We start from the raw sequence: 16,705 nt of genomic DNA on the forward strand, positions 1-16,705 counted from the left end.
ATCGACCGGCCCAGGGTCGTAGCCGAAGCGACCAAGCGCCTCTTCGAGCTGGCGTACATCATCGCCCTCGACACCTGGTCCCATGTCGCGGAACGCTGGCTGCTTGCCGGCAACGAGGAACACGGGACGTCCCGAGGTGGTCATCAAGACGTCGCCGTCGTTCACCTCTGTGCCGATCGCCGGGAGCGATGTGATCAGCGACGCATCAGGCTTCCACCCCGAGGGCGTGACCGACACGATCTGGGGCGCCCCGAACCGAGCCGTGCCCCTCGTGACGATGTCAGTCGACAAGACGCGCTCCTCGACCGGCACCAGGATTGCAGCCGCGGTCGGAGCCGCGGTGCGCGACGCAACCTCGGCCGGGCTGCGGATACGCGACCCGGCAACCCAGCCGACTGCCGAAGAGAGCACGACAAGACTGATCGTCGCGGCACCAAGTGTTCGCCGGTTCACTGGGCTGCCGGCCGGTTCTCGGACCAGTGGTACGAGACCGGCGCCGAAGGCGCACCACGTGCGCACTGCCAATGCTTGGCGGAGTGGGACGCCATCAGGCGCCTCCGCCAAGGATTTCTACTTCGACCTTCGTCTTGATGTCGGCAACGTGCGCCAGGTCACAGGTGTGGTCAGAGGCTGCGATGGCCAATTCTTCGCCTTGCAACTGCGTCAGCGCTGCAGCTGCATCGCCGGTCAAGGTGTCGATGTCGGCGCCCTGGGTGACGGTGGCGAGGCGGCTGATGAGATCGACATCGATGCTGGCCGAGGTGTCGTAGCCGTAGCCGGCGTCACGCATGCACGTCGACCAGGCCTTGTAAGCATCGATCACCCTGACGTCCTGATCGATCCGTGCACCGTCAGAATTCTGGTAGTTGACGAAACCCGGACCGAGTTCACCGGCGGAGAAGTTCAGCGTCACCGACGCACGAGTGCAGCCACCGGTGCGAGACAGATCTTCGCTGTCCAGGCCGACCACGAACGTCTGATCGGCGCTCTCGCCGAACAGTTGGCGCACCCATGCCGCCCTGTCCGACGGCGGCAGACCATCGCGAGTCGAAACGTTGCGGCCGAGCCCGAGGGTCGCTTGCGCGTTCGCAGTGAGCGAGAGGGTGGTGATGCCATAGCCGAATTGTGATCGGAACTCGTCGGCCTTCATGCCGCTCGGCTTGCTATCGGTGTCCATCGCCTGGCGGACGGTTGCGTAATCGACGGCGACGTATTCGAAGCCGGCATCGCTCATGCACGTCGCGATGCACTGCTCAACGGCGTCCACCCGGACAGTGATTTCTGCCTCCGTGAGACCGAACTCTGCACCATCGGAACCATCACCCTCGCCTTGGGCCGAGCCACCATCGGCGGAGCCAGCGCCGGGCAAACAGTTTTGCGCCAACAGTTGGTTGACAGGATCGGGTGCAAGCGTCGCCGCTGGAGCTTCGGGTGCAGGCGTCGCCGCCGGATCAGCGCCAGGGGCCTGGCTCGTTGCCGGATTGACGCCCGTGGCGGAATCGGCCGAGGCAGCGGGCGCCGCAGACGCCGGCGCTGCTGTTCCGCTGGTGCTCCCGCCGGCGCAGGACGCGACGACGAATGCGAGCGCCACCGCCGTCATTGAGTAGTGAAAAGATGTGCGTGGGTTCATGTCGTGCCTCCGAAGGCTGAGTCGTTTCGGTCGAACACAGACGTCCGATCGTGAGACGAGTATCGAACCCTGCGACTAAAGGCGGCCCGAAGCCAGCTGAACGTCAGCTGAATGTAGATACCAGTCCGGCAACCTGCCATCAGATCGCGCCGATTCCGAGTAGCCCAGCGGTCAGCACGGCGATCGCGATGCGATACCACCCGAAGATCGAGAGCGGGTGCGTTCGTAATGTCGCAACGAGCCATCGCACAGCTGCGAGCGCGGTCACAAACGCCACGAAGGCGCCGAGCAACGGTGTCACGATCCCGTAGTCGGCAACGATTGTCGAGCCGTTCTTGGTGAGGTCGTACGCCGTTGCGGCCGAGAGCGTGGCAAGGCCGAGCAGGAAGCTGAATTCAACGGCGGCGGTCGTCGTCGCGCCGATCGCCAGAGCGGCAACGATCGTCGTCAAGCTTCTGCTCATGCCCGGCCAGAGGGCGAGAATCTGGGCGGCACCGACGATGGCGGCGTGACGTACCGTGAACTCGGTGATCGGGATGGAACCGCTTCGTGGTTTCCACCACAGCAGGAACACTCCGCCGGCCAACCATGCGGCAACGACCGGCCATCCACCGAAGAGCTGGGCCTTGATCGTGTCACCGAGAATGAAGCCCACGAACGCAGCGGGCACGAACGCTATTGCCAGCCGGATCAGCAGAGTCCTGCCGACCTGGTCGCGACCGGCGACTCCTCGAACGAGCTGTATCAACCGCTGTCGGTAGAGCGCAACGACCGCAAGGATCGCTCCGATCTGAATCGCGACAACGTACGTGTCAGCAGCGGTCTTTCCGGCGCCTTCGCCGAGGCCAAGAATTCGTTGCGTTACGAGGAGATGGCCCGTCGACGAGATCGGAATGAACTCGGTGATCCCCTCCACGACGCCGAGGATCAGCGCCTTGACCGGGGTCAACGGTCCTGCCGAATCGACAAGAAGAGAGAACAGTGCAACGAGACCAGCGACGAGGACGCCGATCTGGATGTTGCGGGTGCGAATGTCGTCGGCGTGTGTTTTCCTTCGGACTGGCGACGACTGTCGTGCGGCGGGCGTCGATCGCGCCGGGCCTGGCTCGGGTTGGTCGCTCATGTGTCGAGATGAAATGCGAGGTAGCTGGCGAGATGGCGTTTCCAGTATGCGTCCTCGTGGTCACCGGTCCAGATGTGCTCGACAACGTCAATGCCGCTGTCGCTGAGGCTGCGCGCTGTGTTGAGCGCTCCGTCGAGGAGGTAGTCCTCGCGGCCGATGTCGAGCCAGCACCGCCAAGGTATCGGGTCGACCGTGCGTCGAAGATTCGACGCTGGGCTGTGGAGTCCGACGCTGCGGAAGAGGCTGGGGTGGCGGAGGGCGAGATCGAGCGCCATCGCTCCGCCCCGTGAAATTCCGCTGATCGCGTAGTGGCTCGGTGCGAAGCGCTCGTCGATCGCTGGGATCAGCGCATCGGTGACGAACGACTCAGCGAAGGTCGGGCGACCGAGATCTGGCGCAACTGCCACGAGCGCCTGGCATCCGGCGATGACCACCGGTAATCCGACTGCACCCCAACGGATGAAGTCGCGTCGACTGTGCGAGGTCGTGGCACCGCTTCGACTCATCTGATCCACCTGTTCATTGCAGTTCGCCGCTGGTTCACGCAGCGCAGCACCGGCGACCCGAAGGTGATCCCGACATTTGTGATATCGGCGAGCGCCACAGTGGCGGCACCGAGGCCGAGGTGGGTGATCTGGACGGGGGTCACAGCAGCACGCCGGCGAGCATGCCCGCTCCGAGAACGAGGCTGGCGGCGGCGATCGGACGGTCGTGACTGACCACGCGGACCGGATCGTCGACCTCGCCGGCGAGAACGAGCCGACGGAATCGCTCCAGGATCAGCGCCACGATTGCCGTTCCAGCGAACGCGAGCGCCAGAGCAAAGCTGATGGCGAACCAGATTCCCACAGCCGCGACCGCGATGGCGTGCGTCGCGATCATCAGGGTTCGGGTTCGTACCGGGATGTACCAGTCGAGGACCGCTCGATGGCCACCTGCGTCGACACCGAGACGTCCGACCTCGGCGTGGCGTTTGCCGAGCGAGATCAGCATCGCCGCGGCGGCCACCGCGGCGAGGAGCCAGACGGAGACGCCGACGCTGACAGCGATACCTCCCGCAACGACCCGGAGAACGAAGCCGGCAGCGACGGTGACGACGTCGACGAACGGGATGTGCTTCAGAATTTTCGAGTACGCAGTGGTCATTGCGAGGTAGCCGAGCAGGACGGCAACGAACACTGCACCCAGGCCGGCGGCGAGACCGAATGCAAGACCGCCGAGGATCACGGTCGTAGTCTGTGCGTCAGCGACCGACAGCGTCCCGGCGGCGATTGGCCGGAGCTGCTTGGTGGGATGCAGCTTGTCGGCGTCGACGTCTGCCAGGTCGTTCATAAGGTACGTCGCTGCCGATGCGGCACAGAACGCCACCGTGGCGATCACCGCAGCGACGAGCCCCGCCGGATGCAGGATCGCTCCGGAAGCGATCGAAGCGAGCAGGACGAGCGCATTTTTGATCCACTGATGCGGACGGACGGCGAGGAGGAGTTCGCGCGCCGAGAACCGGTACTGAATCGACGGCGACTCCGGAGCGACGTCAAGTTCGGTGCGGCGAGCAGACAATCGTGACAAGTCGTCGAAGTCTCTCGGTGACGGTCGCTCGAGGATGGGTCCTGGGGAGGCGGTGGCGGACATCGGGTGGTTCCTGTCTGGTGGTGATGGGTGGTTGGGCGAGGCCGGGTCAGCGAACGAAGACGGCGAAGAAGTCGCGCTGGTCGGTGTTGAGGTAGCGGGTGGCCGGCTTCGGCATGTCCGGGAGCAGCTTCGTGCCGACGACCGAATCCTTTGTTCCGTCGACAGCCGCAAAGAGCGTCGCTGTGACCTGCTTGGTGTGGATGACGAGCTGCATGCCGCGAACGGCGCCGGCGCCGGCCAATGCGTTGGCGAGCGCCGACATCGTCATCTTGTTGCCGGCAACAAAGACGACGTTGCCATCGGCGGTCACGCCGATTCCGGATCGCCAGGTGAACTGGAGTTGGTGCCTCGGAATGCCGTACCTGCCGGACGTATCGGACTTCAGGTCAGAGACGACCTGGCCGTTGTCGACGATGAGGTGCAGGTTCTGGCGGACGGTGACGACGTCGGGCGTCATCGTGAAGTCGCTGCCCCAGGCCCCGACATCGACGGTCCCGTTGCCGTCGATCACCAGCGATGCGTTGCCGTCGATCAGGGGCTCAGGGGTGCGGCCTTCGGTGAAGTAGCCGCCGTCGATGTGCTGGAACTTGAAGCCGGAGTTGAATGCGGCCACGAGTGTTTCGCGTTCGCTGGTGGGAATCTTGGAGCCCCAGGCCCATCCGCTGCCGCCAAGCTCGCCAGTGCCCGGGACAGCGACAGTGCGCACGAGATTCTGATCGAACTCGATGATGCCGGCGACGACGTTCGTGTTGTCAGGGTCCGGGCGAAGAAAGGTGGTGTAGAGGACGGGTGCGCCGTCAACGCTCTGAGCCTCCGGTGTCCAGACACCTTCGCCCAGCAACGGATCGGGCGACAGCGCAACAAGGTCGACCGGTGCTGCGTTGGCAACCGCTCCGGACACCGTTGCTCCGCGGGCAACGACGGGCGCTGGGACGGCGGGCAGCTTCGAAGCATCCGGGACACCGTTGCCGGGGGGCCTGCGGGTGTACCACCACTGCTCGACCCGATTGATCACACCGTCGCCGCCGTGATCGCGAGCCCAGTCGACAGTGCGCTCACCGTTCGACGCCGTTCCCGGTGCCGCAAGATACGTGCCGTACGAGTACGAGGTCGAACCCATCGTGACTACGAAGACCACAAGCAGGGCCTTCCAACGACGCCATACGAATCGTCGTATCCGCCGCTCGCGCAGACGCTTTCCGCCAGCGGCGTCACGATTGAATTCCCCATCAACGTGAACAAAGTCGACAACGATGAGCTGTTCGGCGGTGGGACGATCGAGTACGGAGGCGGGGGCTTTCGACATGCCCTCACCTTCCCGGGCGTGTCCTGAACTGGAGCTGAAGTCGGAGTTCGGTGGTTTCAGCCTGGGTTCAGCAAGCCGGGAGCAACGTGAGGCTCGCACCGCTTCGCATTCGCCGGGTGGGCCTGAAACGAAAGAGTGACAGCTATGCAGACGATGGATACAGACCGATTTGCGGCACAGCGTACGACGACGGCGGCGATCGAGATGGTCGGCCTCAACCACACCTACGACGTCGAGCCCGTCCTCCGTGGTGTCGACCTCACGATCGAGCGTGGCGAGATCTTTGGGTTCCTCGGCCACAACGGCGCTGGCAAGACAACGGCAGTGAACATCCTGACGACACTGATCACTCCGACGTCGGGTACCGCTCGGGTACAGGGCTTCGATGTCGTCACCCAACGACACGAAGTGACATCGCAGATTGGGTACCTGCCAGCCGAGGTACGGATGTATCCGCACATGACCGCCCGCGAGAACCTGGAGTTCTTTGCCAAGTTGTCCGGAGTCGTCGACGCACGAAGCGCCGCACTCGAGACGCTCGACTACCTCGAATGTTCAGATCTTGCAGACCGTCGCGTCGGGTCGTTCTCGACGGGCATGCGTCAACGTGTTGGCATCGCCCAGGCAATCATCCACAAACCGAGCGTTCTGTTCCTCGACGAACCGACCTCCGGCCTCGACCCCGTCGGTGTACGCCAACTCCGCGACACCATCCTGCGACTCAACAGCGATCTCGGCATGACGGTGTTCATGAACACCCACCTGCTGAGCGAGGTGGCGAAGGTGTGCACCACCATCGGCGTACTCAATCATGGCGAACTGATCTACAAGGACACGATCGAGGCAACCACCGCCCGATTCCCCGACGAGACATCACTCGAAGACATCTACGTCCGGATGGAAGCAATCCCGTCATGATCGCGACGATCGCCCGCCACCAGATCCTGTCGCTGCGACGCCAACGCACCTTCATCGGCCTGCTGGCCACCCTGCTCGTGATGACGGCGCTCGCCGGGGTACTCGGCTGGTCGAGCCATCGCACCATCGTCGGGGTCTACGACGAATCGGTCAAGCTCCTCGCCGCGCAGGGTCTTCCCGCACCGGAGAACCCGTTCCGGCTGAAGCCCACCCTCTCGCTGCTGTCAAACATGGTGGTCTACATCCCCCTGATCGGCGCACTCCTCGCAGTGGTACTGGGTCACGTCAGCCTCGCGGATGACGAGACCGACGGCGTCGGGCGACTCGTGTTCTCCCGGCAGGTCACACGCACCAGCTATGTGATCGGCAAGATCGTCGGCGCAGCCTCCGTACTGCTCGCGATCCTCGTGTTCAGCCTCACGGTCTCCGCGCTGTCGCTACTGATCGTCAACCGTGCCGCACCGACCGTCGCTGAACTCGGCCGACTCGCCACCTTCTACGGACTGTCTTGGCTGTACCTGATGGTGTTCGCGCTCATCGGCATGGCCACCGTGCTCGTCACTCGCCGCCGATCCCTCGCCCTGCTCTCAGCGATGGGTGCCTGGCTCGTGATTACCTTCGCCGTTCCTCAGGTGACGTCCGGGCTCCGTCCGACCCAGTCGCTGAACCCGATCACCGATCCCGTCAGCACCTCCCAGGCCTTCTTCCGGGCAACATCCAAGGCGCGGCCCTTCTCGGTCGTCGAGCAGTACAAGCAGATCAGCGGCCACGTACTGCAGACCTCGACCGACGGCGGCAACTCCATCGGCGGCCTGCTCTCCATTGCCGGACTCGCCGCGTTGCTTGCCATCGCGACAGTGATTCTCGTCCAACGTCACGACTACTCGACAGGAACTTCCAGTGACTGACACCACCACCGCCCCCTCGACCCCCTCATCCGCACCGCAGACCCAGATGGGCGCTCCACCATCAGTGGCTGACAGTTCCCGATCGCGTGTCTTGGCGCTCGCTCAGCACGAATACCGCGCGGCCGTACGAAGCCGCATTCTGCTCGCCCTGCTCGCAATTCTCATGGCCGTCACCGCCGTGTCGGTGTACATCGCGTCGGTCGACTACCGCAGCCAACTCGCCGACTACGAGACCTACAAAGCCGCCGCCCAAGCAGGTGGCATCACACAGATTGCGCCGTCACTCCTCGCTCCGCTGTCGCTCCTGCGTGGGTCGCTGGAGTACCTGGAGATCATCGGCGCGGTCATCGCGATCGCCCTCGGCTACCTCACCGTGTCACGGGAACGCAGCAACCGGACCCTCACGCTCATACGGTCGCGGCCCGTCACCGCTAGCGAGCAGGCGACCGGAAGCCTGCTCGGCGCACTCGCCGTCATCGCCACACTCGTCGCTGTGACCGCCTTCGTAGGCATCGTCAGCGTCGGCACCATCGGCAATGACTGGATCAACGCTGCGCAGGGTTTCAAACTGTTCCTCGCCTACGTCGCGGCCATCGTCTACATGGGTGTCTTCTACTGCGTTGGAGCAATCGCCACCGCCAACACCAAGGTTGCGGCCAACGGGTTGATGATCGCGCTCGGCATCTGGCTCCTCGTCGTGCTGATCCTGCCCCAACTCGGTGACACCCTCGACGCCGACAACCAGATCCCCGGCGGCCTCTTCGCCGCCTTGGGCCTCGATCGAGCTGGCGAGACGACGATCCTCCAACACTTCACCGCCTACGAAAAGACACGCATCGGCATCGAGGAACTCTCCTTCGCCAAGCATTTCGAACGCTTCTCGTTCGCGATGACCGACGTCCCGACCAAATATCGCGGCTTCAGCCTCGGCCAACTGCTCAACGAGAAACGCAACGACATCGGCTGGCTGCTCCTGTACCCGACCATTCTCGTGCTCGGACTGCGCCGCAGCTTCCGCCGCCAACCCACCATCCCCCAAACCTCCTAGAAGGAGCAACCCATGTACACCACCCCCACGACCGACCATCACACCACCCCGACCAGCCGCCCGCAGCGTCGACGCAGAACCACGATCATCGCCGCCGCAGTGACGGCCGGAGCCCTCACCCTCGCCGCATGTGGCGGAAGCACCACCACGGCAACGCCGGCTGCAACCAACGCCTCGGCGGCGGGATCAAGTCCGGCAGCCGGATCAACTGCCGCGCCCAACGGCGGCCAGATCCTGCCGGTCACGGCCAACCCGATCACGAACACGGCGACCGCTCAGGCGCTCACCATCGACTCGGTCCTCGTCGAGAACAACGTCGACGCAGCCGGCAAGGCCACCGACGACCATCTCGAGATCGCACTCTCGAACACCGGGTCGACCGACCTCAACGGATTCGAGGTGTACTACACATTCAACGACCCCACCGCCAACATCAGCGAGAGCTACTACACCAAGCTCCCCGCGTCGTTCACGATCCCGGCCGGGGGCACACGAGTTGCCCACTTCGACAACACCGGAGCAGCCGACCACTTCCCCGTCAACGACTTCAGCTTGTATAAGACTTCCATCAACGCTCAAGAGGTCACCGTCGAAGTCAGCGCCACCGAAGCCGCTGCCCAGACCGCGACAGTCATGAAGGACGCCGGCGGCGCCGAAACGGCGGACTGAGACCTGCCATCCGCGATTCTCGGGCACGGCGGCAGCCCGACTGGGTATGACAGCGTCAGTCGATTCCCGAGATTTCCGAGATTTCCGAGAGCCCGGCGCCGACACCGCCGTCGCCAACGTGATCGAGGGCGTGCACTCTGGAGCGATCATCAACCTGCACTTCGGCCATCGCTACACCCTCGATGCGCTTCCTATCATCCTCGATCACTTGGCTCGGTCGGACTCGACTCGGTCACCATCAGCGAGCTTCGCTGCTGACCAACTCGGCCCCTCCGTAACTTTGACTTGTCGGCGACGGGACAGTCAGATGAGGTTCAGCATCCTTCAGGCCGACTTCAGGCGGCAAGGACGATGATGAACCCATGACGATGCTCGATGCACAGACCTTGCCCGCCGTTCTACTCGGCCGCCGGGTGGAGGTGCGAGCAACGGCGGCAGATAACAACAACGCTCAGCTCGCCGAGCAATTCGTCGGTGATGAGGTGCGAAGAGCCAACGATCTATTCGACCCTGCCGATCGAAACAGCATGCTCTCGCTCTGGATGCGACATCCAAGGTCCGTGGAGACCACACCGGAGTTCGACGACGTACTCCGGGTGGCGCTCACATGGCAACGCTTGAGCAACGGGGCATTCAACGTGCGAGCAATGCGACTGCATCGGCTGTGGACCGCTGCTGCTCAGACTGGTTGTCGTCCGAGCGGCCGTCAGTTGAAAAAGGCGGTCGCAGAGATTGCACACGCTCCGTATACGTTCACGGGAAGTGAGTTGCATCGGGTCGACGACTGCCAAGGACTGGATGTGAGCGCAGTCGCGATCGGCCACTACGCCGATCGCGCCGTTGACCTCGCCATGCTCGAATATGACCTGTCCGGCATCAGCCTGACGATCGCCGGACTGACCGCACGGCGAGGCAACAACCACATCGATCTTGTACTCCACGACACGACACGCGCCAATGTGAGCCCGACGCCGATCTCCACGATCCGACTCCATGAGGGAACGATTGCCGTGCAGCCTCCCCGACACCGCAACCGTTCCCGTGCACGCGTTTCAGACGTGGGCATCGACCCTCGCACGGGCAACTCCACGCCCGTCCGGACGTCGTCGACGACGATTGCACGCAAAGCTTGCAGCGCCGCACTTGTGTCCGAGACGCTCTCGATACTCGCGCCCGAGGAGGGAGTTGGATTCGTCGAGCGCTGCAACGCCGAGTTGAGGCCTTGCGATCTCAACGACAAGACGATCAGTTGTCTCATCCTCGAAAACAGTGGATTCGTGCGCACAAGTCAGAGCTGGGCATCTCACGAAACCCGGTGAATCCGCCTCGCTCAGACCGGCTCGAGCGACCTCGCCGCCGCGACGTTCCGAAGGACTCCCACGGACCGCCGGTGGTCGAGGAACACGACAACCCCCACAGCAACGGCGATTTCGATCAGGTGATGCGCCCACAGGCAGATTCCTCCGTCGCCATGAGGAAGACCACCTGCAGAGCAATGAGCGCTCCGAGCAAGACCTGTCGGCGCCTACCGGCGAACGTCATGATGGCCGCGGTCATCACCGCCGTCAGCGCAGACGATGAGCCGCTGTCCTATTCGATGAGGTAGCTGCTGGCGGCGCCAATGCCGGGCACGGTCTGCACGAACGAGCTGGTCATGATCCGCACCAGTCGAAACTGCTTGACGTTGTCCCACGACATAGCGAATGCGGCCTGCCATCGCATGAAACGTGGCGCGTTCCCGGTGGCCGCGACCTGCGGTGCGAGGCCGAGGTTCATGCCCTGCTGGCCGTCGATCCGGAAGCGTTCGATCATCGTGACGAACAGCAGATCCATCACACTGCCCGGAGCGTCCCGGCGCCGACGCATGAGGTCGAAGTTGCCATCCGTGCCCTGGTCGACGGCGAGGAGGTTGACGAACGTCTCGATCCGACCCGTCGGCGACGCTGCACACAGGGCATCACGCGTCGCAAAAAGGTCGGCTCATTTGGGTCTACGAACCGCGCCGTGGCGGCGAACGGGATCACGTAGCCGACTCGTCGGAGGACATTGGAGTGCGCTGGTTCGGTACCCGGCTCCGTCGTTGGATCGACCGGCGCCTCCACTTCGGACCCGGCGCTCGATCGCCGGTGGTCGGCAGGATGCCGATGGGACATCATGCAGATCTCAGGCTGAACTCCGGCTGAAAGCAAGATCACTCGCTCGAAACGCGTTCGAGGGTCGGAGCTCGAAAGCTCCGACCCTCGTCGTTGCACCGGTTGGCTGGCGGTCAGCCGACCGGTGTCAGTTGCCCCAGAGGAACAATGCCGTCGCCGTCACGGGCGGTAGATGGCTCGTTCATGAGGAAAACCTGTCGACACCGATCACTCAGCAGCAGATGCCAACACGCTGCCGTTACCAGCGTCGATGATCACTTCGACCTCACCACCAGCATCCGTGGCGATCTCGACCTCGTACACGACGTTGCCGGCCTCGTTGGCGAGTTCGACCTCACCCACCGTTCCCGGCTGTGACGCCAACGCCGCCGCCGCCGCCTCATCAGGCGACACCGTCGCAAGGGCTGACAACGCAGCATCCTCGGCAGCTTCACTCTCGGGGGTCTCGGCCGCATCAGCGGTCTCGTCCTCCGGGGTCGTCTGCACACTCGAGGTGTAATCCGGCGGTGTCTCCGGTCCCTCGTTGCCTTCATCGACCTCGTTGCCTTCATCGACCTCGTTGCCTTCGTTGTCGACCGTGGTCGCTGGATCGGTCTGCTGCACAACCGCAGCAGGAGCCGGAGCGGCATCGGTGCCCGTTGCAGCGGCTGCAAGGCCACCGGTTCCGAGGAGGATGCCGACTCCGGCAAGACCTGAATAGACACTTCGCTTGGTGATACGCATTCTGGGCGATTCCTTTCAAGTTCACCGAGCGGCTCCCGATGAACTGAAACCCACACTCCTCCTCGCCACCTTCAAGGAACCTGAAGCAACCTGAAAGCCCATTCAGGAAGCGAGACTCACGATCGCCTTCGCGTGGTCACATCCGCACCGATTCGACCGATGCCCGATGCTCCTTCTCCTCGCACACAGACGACGCGTTCAGGAGTCGTTCCTCTTCACGCTCACCGCCATCTCGGTAACTAATATCGCCACAGTGGCAGCTGCGATGGTCGCGGCCATCGCATTCGTCTTGGCAATGGCACGCCTCGACGTGGCGTTCGAAGTCAGGAGCCGTCGACGCAGCGCGTCTGGGTTCTACGCTCCATGGTCATGAGCACTGGCGTAAGTCCCGGACACAACGCGTCTGTGCTGTCGATGGCTGCCGGCGAGTGGGTCTCTGTAAGTAGCCAGCGCGACGCAGAATCCGTAGCGCTTGAGGTCGAACAGGCTGAACTCGACGCGGATCCCCTGGGTGAGCAGGCCAAACTTGTGGGGCTGCTCGTCCGGCCTCCCGACTTCCACCTCACCCGTCGTCTGGTCGGCCTGACTCTGCCCGATGCAACGCCGAACACACAGATTCTCGCTCGGACGAATCCGGATCTCAGAGACCTCGGTGTCGCAGTTCTCGCCGGTACAGCCGGCGCTTACGTCCGCACGCGACCGTGACTGTCGAACTCCTTGGTGGGTGTGGCGATCGCCGTTCACCTCGCCATGCCACTGACGGCCATCGGACTGATGCTCGAGGAGCAGCGCTGGACGCTCGCCGCCGGAGCGTTCACCCTCTTCGGTGCGAACCTCGTCGGTATCACCATCGCCGCGGCGGCCGTACTGATCGTCACCGGCTTCGTTCCACTCCCCCGTTTGCGTACCGCGACGACCGGTGTGGTCGCCGGTCTCATCGGAGCGTCCCTTGCGGTGGTTGCGGTCGCGATTCCTCTCGGGATTGCATACAACCGAGCGATGAACACAACTCGGACGCAGGCCGCCGTGACGCGCCGGATCGCCGAGACGATCGGCGGAGGCAACTCCGTAGTGATGCTCTGCAGGGTGAAGACAACGGCGGCAAGGCCACGGTGCCGACGGTCAGTCGTTGCAGCTGTCCTGATGGACGACGTAGCCGTTGCCCGCGGCGATCTTGCGTTTTGAGTTCTTGAAATTCATTTGGTGGGTCCTCTCGTTGTGTGATCAACACGGCGTCGATCACTGATTGCATCGTGGCGGATCGCACCTTTGGGAATCCTGAAACAACCCGTACGCGAGCTGAACCGATTTGAACGTCGGATGAACGTCGACGGCGTTCCCGAACGCGAAAAAGCGGGGAGCGGACCGGGGATCGTCCGTTCCCCGCTTCGGTCCGAGGTCAGCCAGTCTCTTCGGTGCCGTTCAGATCGTCGGCATCGGGGATTCCGTTGCCGTTCTCGCCAATCTCTTCGCCTTCGAACTGGTGGTCGATGCCGTCATCGGCCTCGTCTCCGGCGCCCTCCGTCTCGGTCTCGGCCGGCACGGGCGTTGGGTCGGTCTGTGCTGGCGCGACTTGCGCCGAGACGATGCCGGATGCCGAGTTCGCATCTGTTGAAGCAGCGGCGTCCGTCGCAGCGTCCTCGTCGGCATCGGGGGCCTCCGTTGCTTCCTCGGCCTGTGCAACGGCCGGCCCGCCGTCACACTCAGCGCCGGTTGCAGTGTCGATGCCATTCTCGCAGTTGATGCCGGTGTCACCGGGCTCCTCGACGTCGGGGCCAGGGGCTTCGATGCCGACAGGTGTCGGGGCTGGAGCATTGTTGCCGCTGGCCGCGGCGGTGAGGCCGGCGGCGCCGGCGAAGACGCCGAGCCCTGCGGCTGCGGTGAAACCGATTCTCGTGATTCGGGAAGTCATGGTCAATTCCTTTTGGGTTGGTCGCAGGCGGGGGTCGTCTGCGATGTATGCATCATGAGCGCGGGCACCTTCAGACGTCCTGAAGCAACCTGAACGGCGGCTTCAGCTGGCCTTCAGGTGCCCACGATTACACTTCATATATGCGCGTTCTGGTCGTCGAGGACGACAATCGACTGGCCACCACGATCAAGCGCGGGCTGGTCGCCGAGGGATTCTCGGTCGACAACGCCTTCGATGGAGAAGAAGGGGTGTGGCTCGCCTCAGTGAATGCATACGACGCCATCGTGCTGGACATCATGCTCCCCAAGCTCAACGGCTTCCGTGTGTGCGCCACACTCCGCGACCAGGAGAACTGGACACCGATCTTGATGCTCACTGCGAAAGCCGGTGAGTATGACGAGGCCGAAGCACTCGACACCGGAGCCGACGACTATCTCACGAAACCCTTCTCGTTCGTCGTGCTCGTTGCGCACCTCCGCGCACTCGTCCGCCGCGGCTCCACCCAACGACCGGCGCTCCTCGCAGTGGGTGATCTCGAAGTCGACCCTGCCTCACGAATTTGTCGGCGACGTGGCGTCACGATCGACCTCACTGCGAAAGAGCTGGCGATCGTCGAGTATCTCGCACACCGGTCAGGCCAAGTTGTCTCCAAAGCCGATCTGCTCGAACACGCGTGGGACTTTGCCTACGAGGGCAACCCCAGCGTCATCGAGGTCCACATCTCGAACATCCGACGGAAGATCGACAAGCCGTTCGACACCGACAGCCTGCTCACCGTCCGTGGCGCCGGCTATCGCCTCATAGACGCTTGCGCGGTGCCAAGATGACGGTCCGCCATGGACTTCGGCTGCGCATTGCGACACTCGCCGCGATCTCGGTCGGCATCGTCCTCGCAGTCGGCGCTGCGATCCTCACGATGACGTTGCAGTCAAGACTCGACGACGCCGCGACCACCGCAGCGGAACTGCGCGCCCGCGACGTCGCCGCCCTGGCCGAGGGCGGGGGGCTGCCTCCCACGCTGGCGCTCCCCGGCGAGGAATCCGCCTACGTGCAAGTCGTCGACGCCTCTTCTCTGGTGATCGCGTCAACCTCGAACATCGAGGGCGAGGAAGCAATCTCGCCGTACCGACCACCCGAATCCAGTCCGCAAACCGACACCGTTGTCGTCGCGCCGCTGCCAGACCTGGGAGAGATGCGGGTCGCGACGCTGACTGTCTCGACAAGCACCGGGTCAGTCACGGTGTACGCCGGCGAGAGTCTCAGCGGAGTCCGATCGACGACCGCTGCGGTCGTCCTGCTCTTGGTGATCGGCGTGCCACTGTTGACGCTGCTCGTCGGGGCACTCGCCTGGTGGGTGGTCGGCCGGACGCTCCGCCCGGTTCGTGAGATCACCTCGACCATGTCGGAGATCACCGCTAGCGATTTACACCGCCGAGTGCCCGTCGGCACGGTGACCGACGAGATCGCCGAACTCGCAACGACGGTCAATGCCACACTGATGCGCCTCGACACAGCAGTCGCCAAGCAACGGCGATTCGTGGCCGACGCAAGCCATGAACTGCGCAGTCCGCTCGCAGCGCTTCGAGCGGACCTTGAGATCTCGGTCACCCATCCGGCGCAGTCGAACTGGGTCAACGTTGCCGACAACCTGCTCGGCGACGTCGAGCGCCTACAAATACTCACCGAGGACCTGCTGCTGCTCGCCCATCTCGACGCCGAACAGCCACCGGCCAACCCGGTCGATCTCGCACCACTCCTGCAATCCGCGCGGACAACGATCCGTCGACCCGACCTCGTCATCTCACTGACCGGTGTCGGCATACCGTGCCTCGTCCAAGGTGACGAGGCCCAGTTGCAGCGGATGTTGAGGAACGTGGTGCACAATGCTGAGTTGCATGCGGCCGGTCGCATCGACCTCGATCTGACGATCACGGGTCCAGTGGCTCGGTTAACGGTCAGTGACGACGGACCCGGCATTCCGGTCGACATGCGGCCGCATGTGTTTGAACGATTCGTCCGGCTGGACGAAGCACGTACTCGCAATGCCGGCGGCACCGGTCTCGGTCTCGCGATCGTGGCCGACATCGTTGCTGCGCATCGTGGAACGATCACGATCGATGACGCCGATCTCGGTGGAGCAGCGTTCGTGATCGAGATTCCCACCGCCGACTCGCCCGCCATCACGTAACCGGAGCTGTAGTTGCGGCGTGAGGGCCACGGCGTCGATGTCCACGAAGTGGTAGGTGGACCGAGCAACGACGGAGAATTCGGCGAGCACGGTGTCCCGGAGCAAGGCCGCGTACTCGTCGTCGCATTCGGAACGATCCATCGCATCTGCGGTCGCGTAGCTTCAGAGCCGGGCGTCGGCGAGCGTGGCCGCGAAACGAGCCCCGCCGAGCGCTGGGCTCATGTCGACGGACACCGTCCCAAAATGATCGGCGACGATCCCAGCCACGATGGCGAGACCGAGGCCAGATCCGCCGTCGTCGCGTGTTCTGGCCTCGTCGGAGCGGCGGAATCGCTCGAAGATCCGTTCACGATCTGGCTCGGCGACTCCAGGGCCGTCGTCCTCGACGGCAAGTACCACGAGCCCCTCGTCGGTGCTCGTCACCGAGACGAGCACCCGTGCTTGTGCGTGCCGAAGGGCGTTGTCGACCAGATTGCGCACGACACGGATTAGTTG

At 63.8% G+C, this 16,705-nt stretch carries 19 protein-coding genes and 1 pseudogene; 9 read left to right on the top strand and 11 right to left on the bottom strand.

Features of this window, described 5'->3' with window-relative positions; translation table 11 throughout:
* The 7 genes from ACH2EI_RS00235 to ACH2EI_RS00265 all read right to left on the bottom strand — a co-directional run.
* On the bottom strand, window positions 1-564 hold a 564-nt coding region (locus tag ACH2EI_RS00235), incomplete at its 3' end, for a peptidoglycan-binding protein (RefSeq protein WP_395158797.1).
* Window positions 548-1,630: a hypothetical protein gene (locus tag ACH2EI_RS00240; protein WP_395158799.1), complete on the bottom strand. Its 1,083-nt coding sequence runs from the start codon at window positions 1,628-1,630 to the stop codon at window positions 548-550. The genes ACH2EI_RS00240 and ACH2EI_RS00235, both read right to left, overlap by 17 nt.
* Window positions 1,631-1,769: 139 nt before the next feature.
* The gene (locus tag ACH2EI_RS00245; protein WP_395158801.1) at window positions 1,770-2,753 is read right to left on the bottom strand and encodes an undecaprenyl-diphosphate phosphatase; all 984 of its coding nucleotides are present in this window, start codon (window positions 2,751-2,753) and stop codon (window positions 1,770-1,772) included.
* Window positions 2,750-3,259, bottom strand: coding sequence for an alpha/beta hydrolase (locus ACH2EI_RS00250; protein WP_395158803.1), 510 nt, complete (start codon window positions 3,257-3,259; stop codon window positions 2,750-2,752). Before ACH2EI_RS00250 ends, ACH2EI_RS00245 begins: the two co-directional genes overlap by 4 nt.
* Window positions 3,256-3,402 carry a hypothetical protein gene (locus tag ACH2EI_RS00255; RefSeq protein ID WP_395152134.1) on the bottom strand — a complete coding sequence of 49 codons (147 nt, stop codon included), beginning with the start codon at window positions 3,400-3,402 and terminating at the stop codon, window positions 3,256-3,258. The genes ACH2EI_RS00250 and ACH2EI_RS00255 overlap by 4 nt, the downstream gene beginning before the upstream one ends.
* Window positions 3,399-4,322 carry a UbiA prenyltransferase family protein gene (locus tag ACH2EI_RS00260; protein WP_395158804.1) on the bottom strand — a complete coding sequence of 308 codons (924 nt, stop codon included), beginning with the start codon at window positions 4,320-4,322 and terminating at the stop codon, window positions 3,399-3,401. The genes ACH2EI_RS00255 and ACH2EI_RS00260 overlap by 4 nt, the downstream gene beginning before the upstream one ends.
* A 109-nt stretch (window positions 4,323-4,431) precedes the next feature.
* Complete coding sequence (locus ACH2EI_RS00265; protein ID WP_395158806.1) at window positions 4,432-5,691, bottom strand: phosphodiester glycosidase family protein; 1,260 nt, start codon at window positions 5,689-5,691, stop codon at window positions 4,432-4,434.
* 144 nt (window positions 5,692-5,835) lie between these two features.
* Here ACH2EI_RS00265 and ACH2EI_RS00270 point away from each other — a divergent pair, with 144 nt between their 5' ends.
* From ACH2EI_RS00270 to ACH2EI_RS00290, 5 genes are all read left to right on the top strand, one after another.
* Entirely contained in the window at window positions 5,836-6,609 is a 774-nt protein-coding gene (locus ACH2EI_RS00270) for an ABC transporter ATP-binding protein (protein WP_395152140.1), read from the top strand.
* Window positions 6,606-7,517 carry an ABC transporter permease gene (locus ACH2EI_RS00275; protein ID WP_395152142.1) on the top strand — a complete coding sequence of 304 codons (912 nt, stop codon included), beginning with the start codon at window positions 6,606-6,608 and terminating at the stop codon, window positions 7,515-7,517. Before ACH2EI_RS00270 ends, ACH2EI_RS00275 begins: the two co-directional genes overlap by 4 nt.
* Window positions 7,510-8,565, top strand: coding sequence for an ABC transporter permease (locus ACH2EI_RS00280; protein WP_395152144.1), 1,056 nt, complete (start codon window positions 7,510-7,512; stop codon window positions 8,563-8,565). The genes ACH2EI_RS00275 and ACH2EI_RS00280 overlap by 8 nt, the downstream gene beginning before the upstream one ends.
* A gap of 12 nt (window positions 8,566-8,577) precedes the next feature.
* Window positions 8,578-9,234, top strand: a complete 657-nt coding sequence (locus ACH2EI_RS00285) for a hypothetical protein (protein ID WP_395152146.1) — start codon at window positions 8,578-8,580, stop codon at window positions 9,232-9,234.
* Between the two features lie 362 nt (window positions 9,235-9,596).
* On the top strand, window positions 9,597-10,553 hold the full coding sequence (locus ACH2EI_RS00290; protein WP_395152148.1) for an FAD:protein FMN transferase: 957 nt from the start codon (window positions 9,597-9,599) through the stop codon (window positions 10,551-10,553).
* A gap of 271 nt (window positions 10,554-10,824) precedes the next feature.
* Here the strand turns inward: ACH2EI_RS00290 and ACH2EI_RS00295 are convergent, their stop codons facing one another.
* Together ACH2EI_RS00295 and ACH2EI_RS00300 are read right to left on the bottom strand one after the other, a co-directional pair.
* Window positions 10,825-11,187 (bottom strand): phosphatidylglycerol lysyltransferase domain-containing protein, encoded by a 363-nt coding sequence (locus ACH2EI_RS00295; RefSeq protein WP_395152156.1) that lies wholly within the window; start codon window positions 11,185-11,187, stop codon window positions 10,825-10,827.
* 407 nt (window positions 11,188-11,594) lie between these two features.
* The gene (locus ACH2EI_RS00300) at window positions 11,595-12,110 is read right to left on the bottom strand and encodes a PepSY domain-containing protein (RefSeq protein ID WP_395152152.1); all 516 of its coding nucleotides are present in this window, start codon (window positions 12,108-12,110) and stop codon (window positions 11,595-11,597) included.
* Between the two features lie 166 nt (window positions 12,111-12,276).
* Here ACH2EI_RS00300 and ACH2EI_RS00305 point away from each other — a divergent pair, with 166 nt between their 5' ends.
* Together ACH2EI_RS00305 and ACH2EI_RS00310 are read left to right on the top strand one after the other, a co-directional pair.
* Window positions 12,277-12,483 carry a hypothetical protein gene (locus tag ACH2EI_RS00305; RefSeq protein WP_395152154.1) on the top strand — a complete coding sequence of 69 codons (207 nt, stop codon included), beginning with the start codon at window positions 12,277-12,279 and terminating at the stop codon, window positions 12,481-12,483.
* 41 nt (window positions 12,484-12,524) lie between these two features.
* Window positions 12,525-13,295: pseudogene (locus ACH2EI_RS00310) on the top strand (DUF389 domain-containing protein).
* 214 nt (window positions 13,296-13,509) lie between these two features.
* Here ACH2EI_RS00310 and ACH2EI_RS00315 read toward each other — a convergent pair.
* On the bottom strand, window positions 13,510-14,022 hold the full coding sequence (locus tag ACH2EI_RS00315) for a hypothetical protein (protein ID WP_395154224.1): 513 nt from the start codon (window positions 14,020-14,022) through the stop codon (window positions 13,510-13,512).
* Between the two features lie 140 nt (window positions 14,023-14,162).
* On the opposite strand from ACH2EI_RS00315, the gene ACH2EI_RS00320 reads away from it, so the two are divergent.
* Together ACH2EI_RS00320 and ACH2EI_RS00325 are read left to right on the top strand one after the other, a co-directional pair.
* Complete coding sequence (locus ACH2EI_RS00320) at window positions 14,163-14,849, top strand: response regulator transcription factor (RefSeq protein ID WP_395154223.1); 687 nt, start codon at window positions 14,163-14,165, stop codon at window positions 14,847-14,849.
* Window positions 14,846-16,210 carry an ATP-binding protein gene (locus ACH2EI_RS00325; RefSeq protein ID WP_395154222.1) on the top strand — a complete coding sequence of 455 codons (1,365 nt, stop codon included), beginning with the start codon at window positions 14,846-14,848 and terminating at the stop codon, window positions 16,208-16,210. The genes ACH2EI_RS00320 and ACH2EI_RS00325 overlap by 4 nt, the downstream gene beginning before the upstream one ends.
* A gap of 162 nt (window positions 16,211-16,372) precedes the next feature.
* Here the strand turns inward: ACH2EI_RS00325 and ACH2EI_RS00330 are convergent.
* Window positions 16,373-16,705, bottom strand: a 333-nt coding sequence (locus ACH2EI_RS00330) for an ATP-binding protein (RefSeq protein WP_395158808.1), incomplete at its 5' end; no start/stop codon positions are given.

It is taken from the genome of Ilumatobacter sp., assembly GCF_041688325.1.
Taxonomy (GTDB): domain Bacteria; phylum Actinomycetota; class Acidimicrobiia; order Acidimicrobiales; family Ilumatobacteraceae; genus Ilumatobacter_A.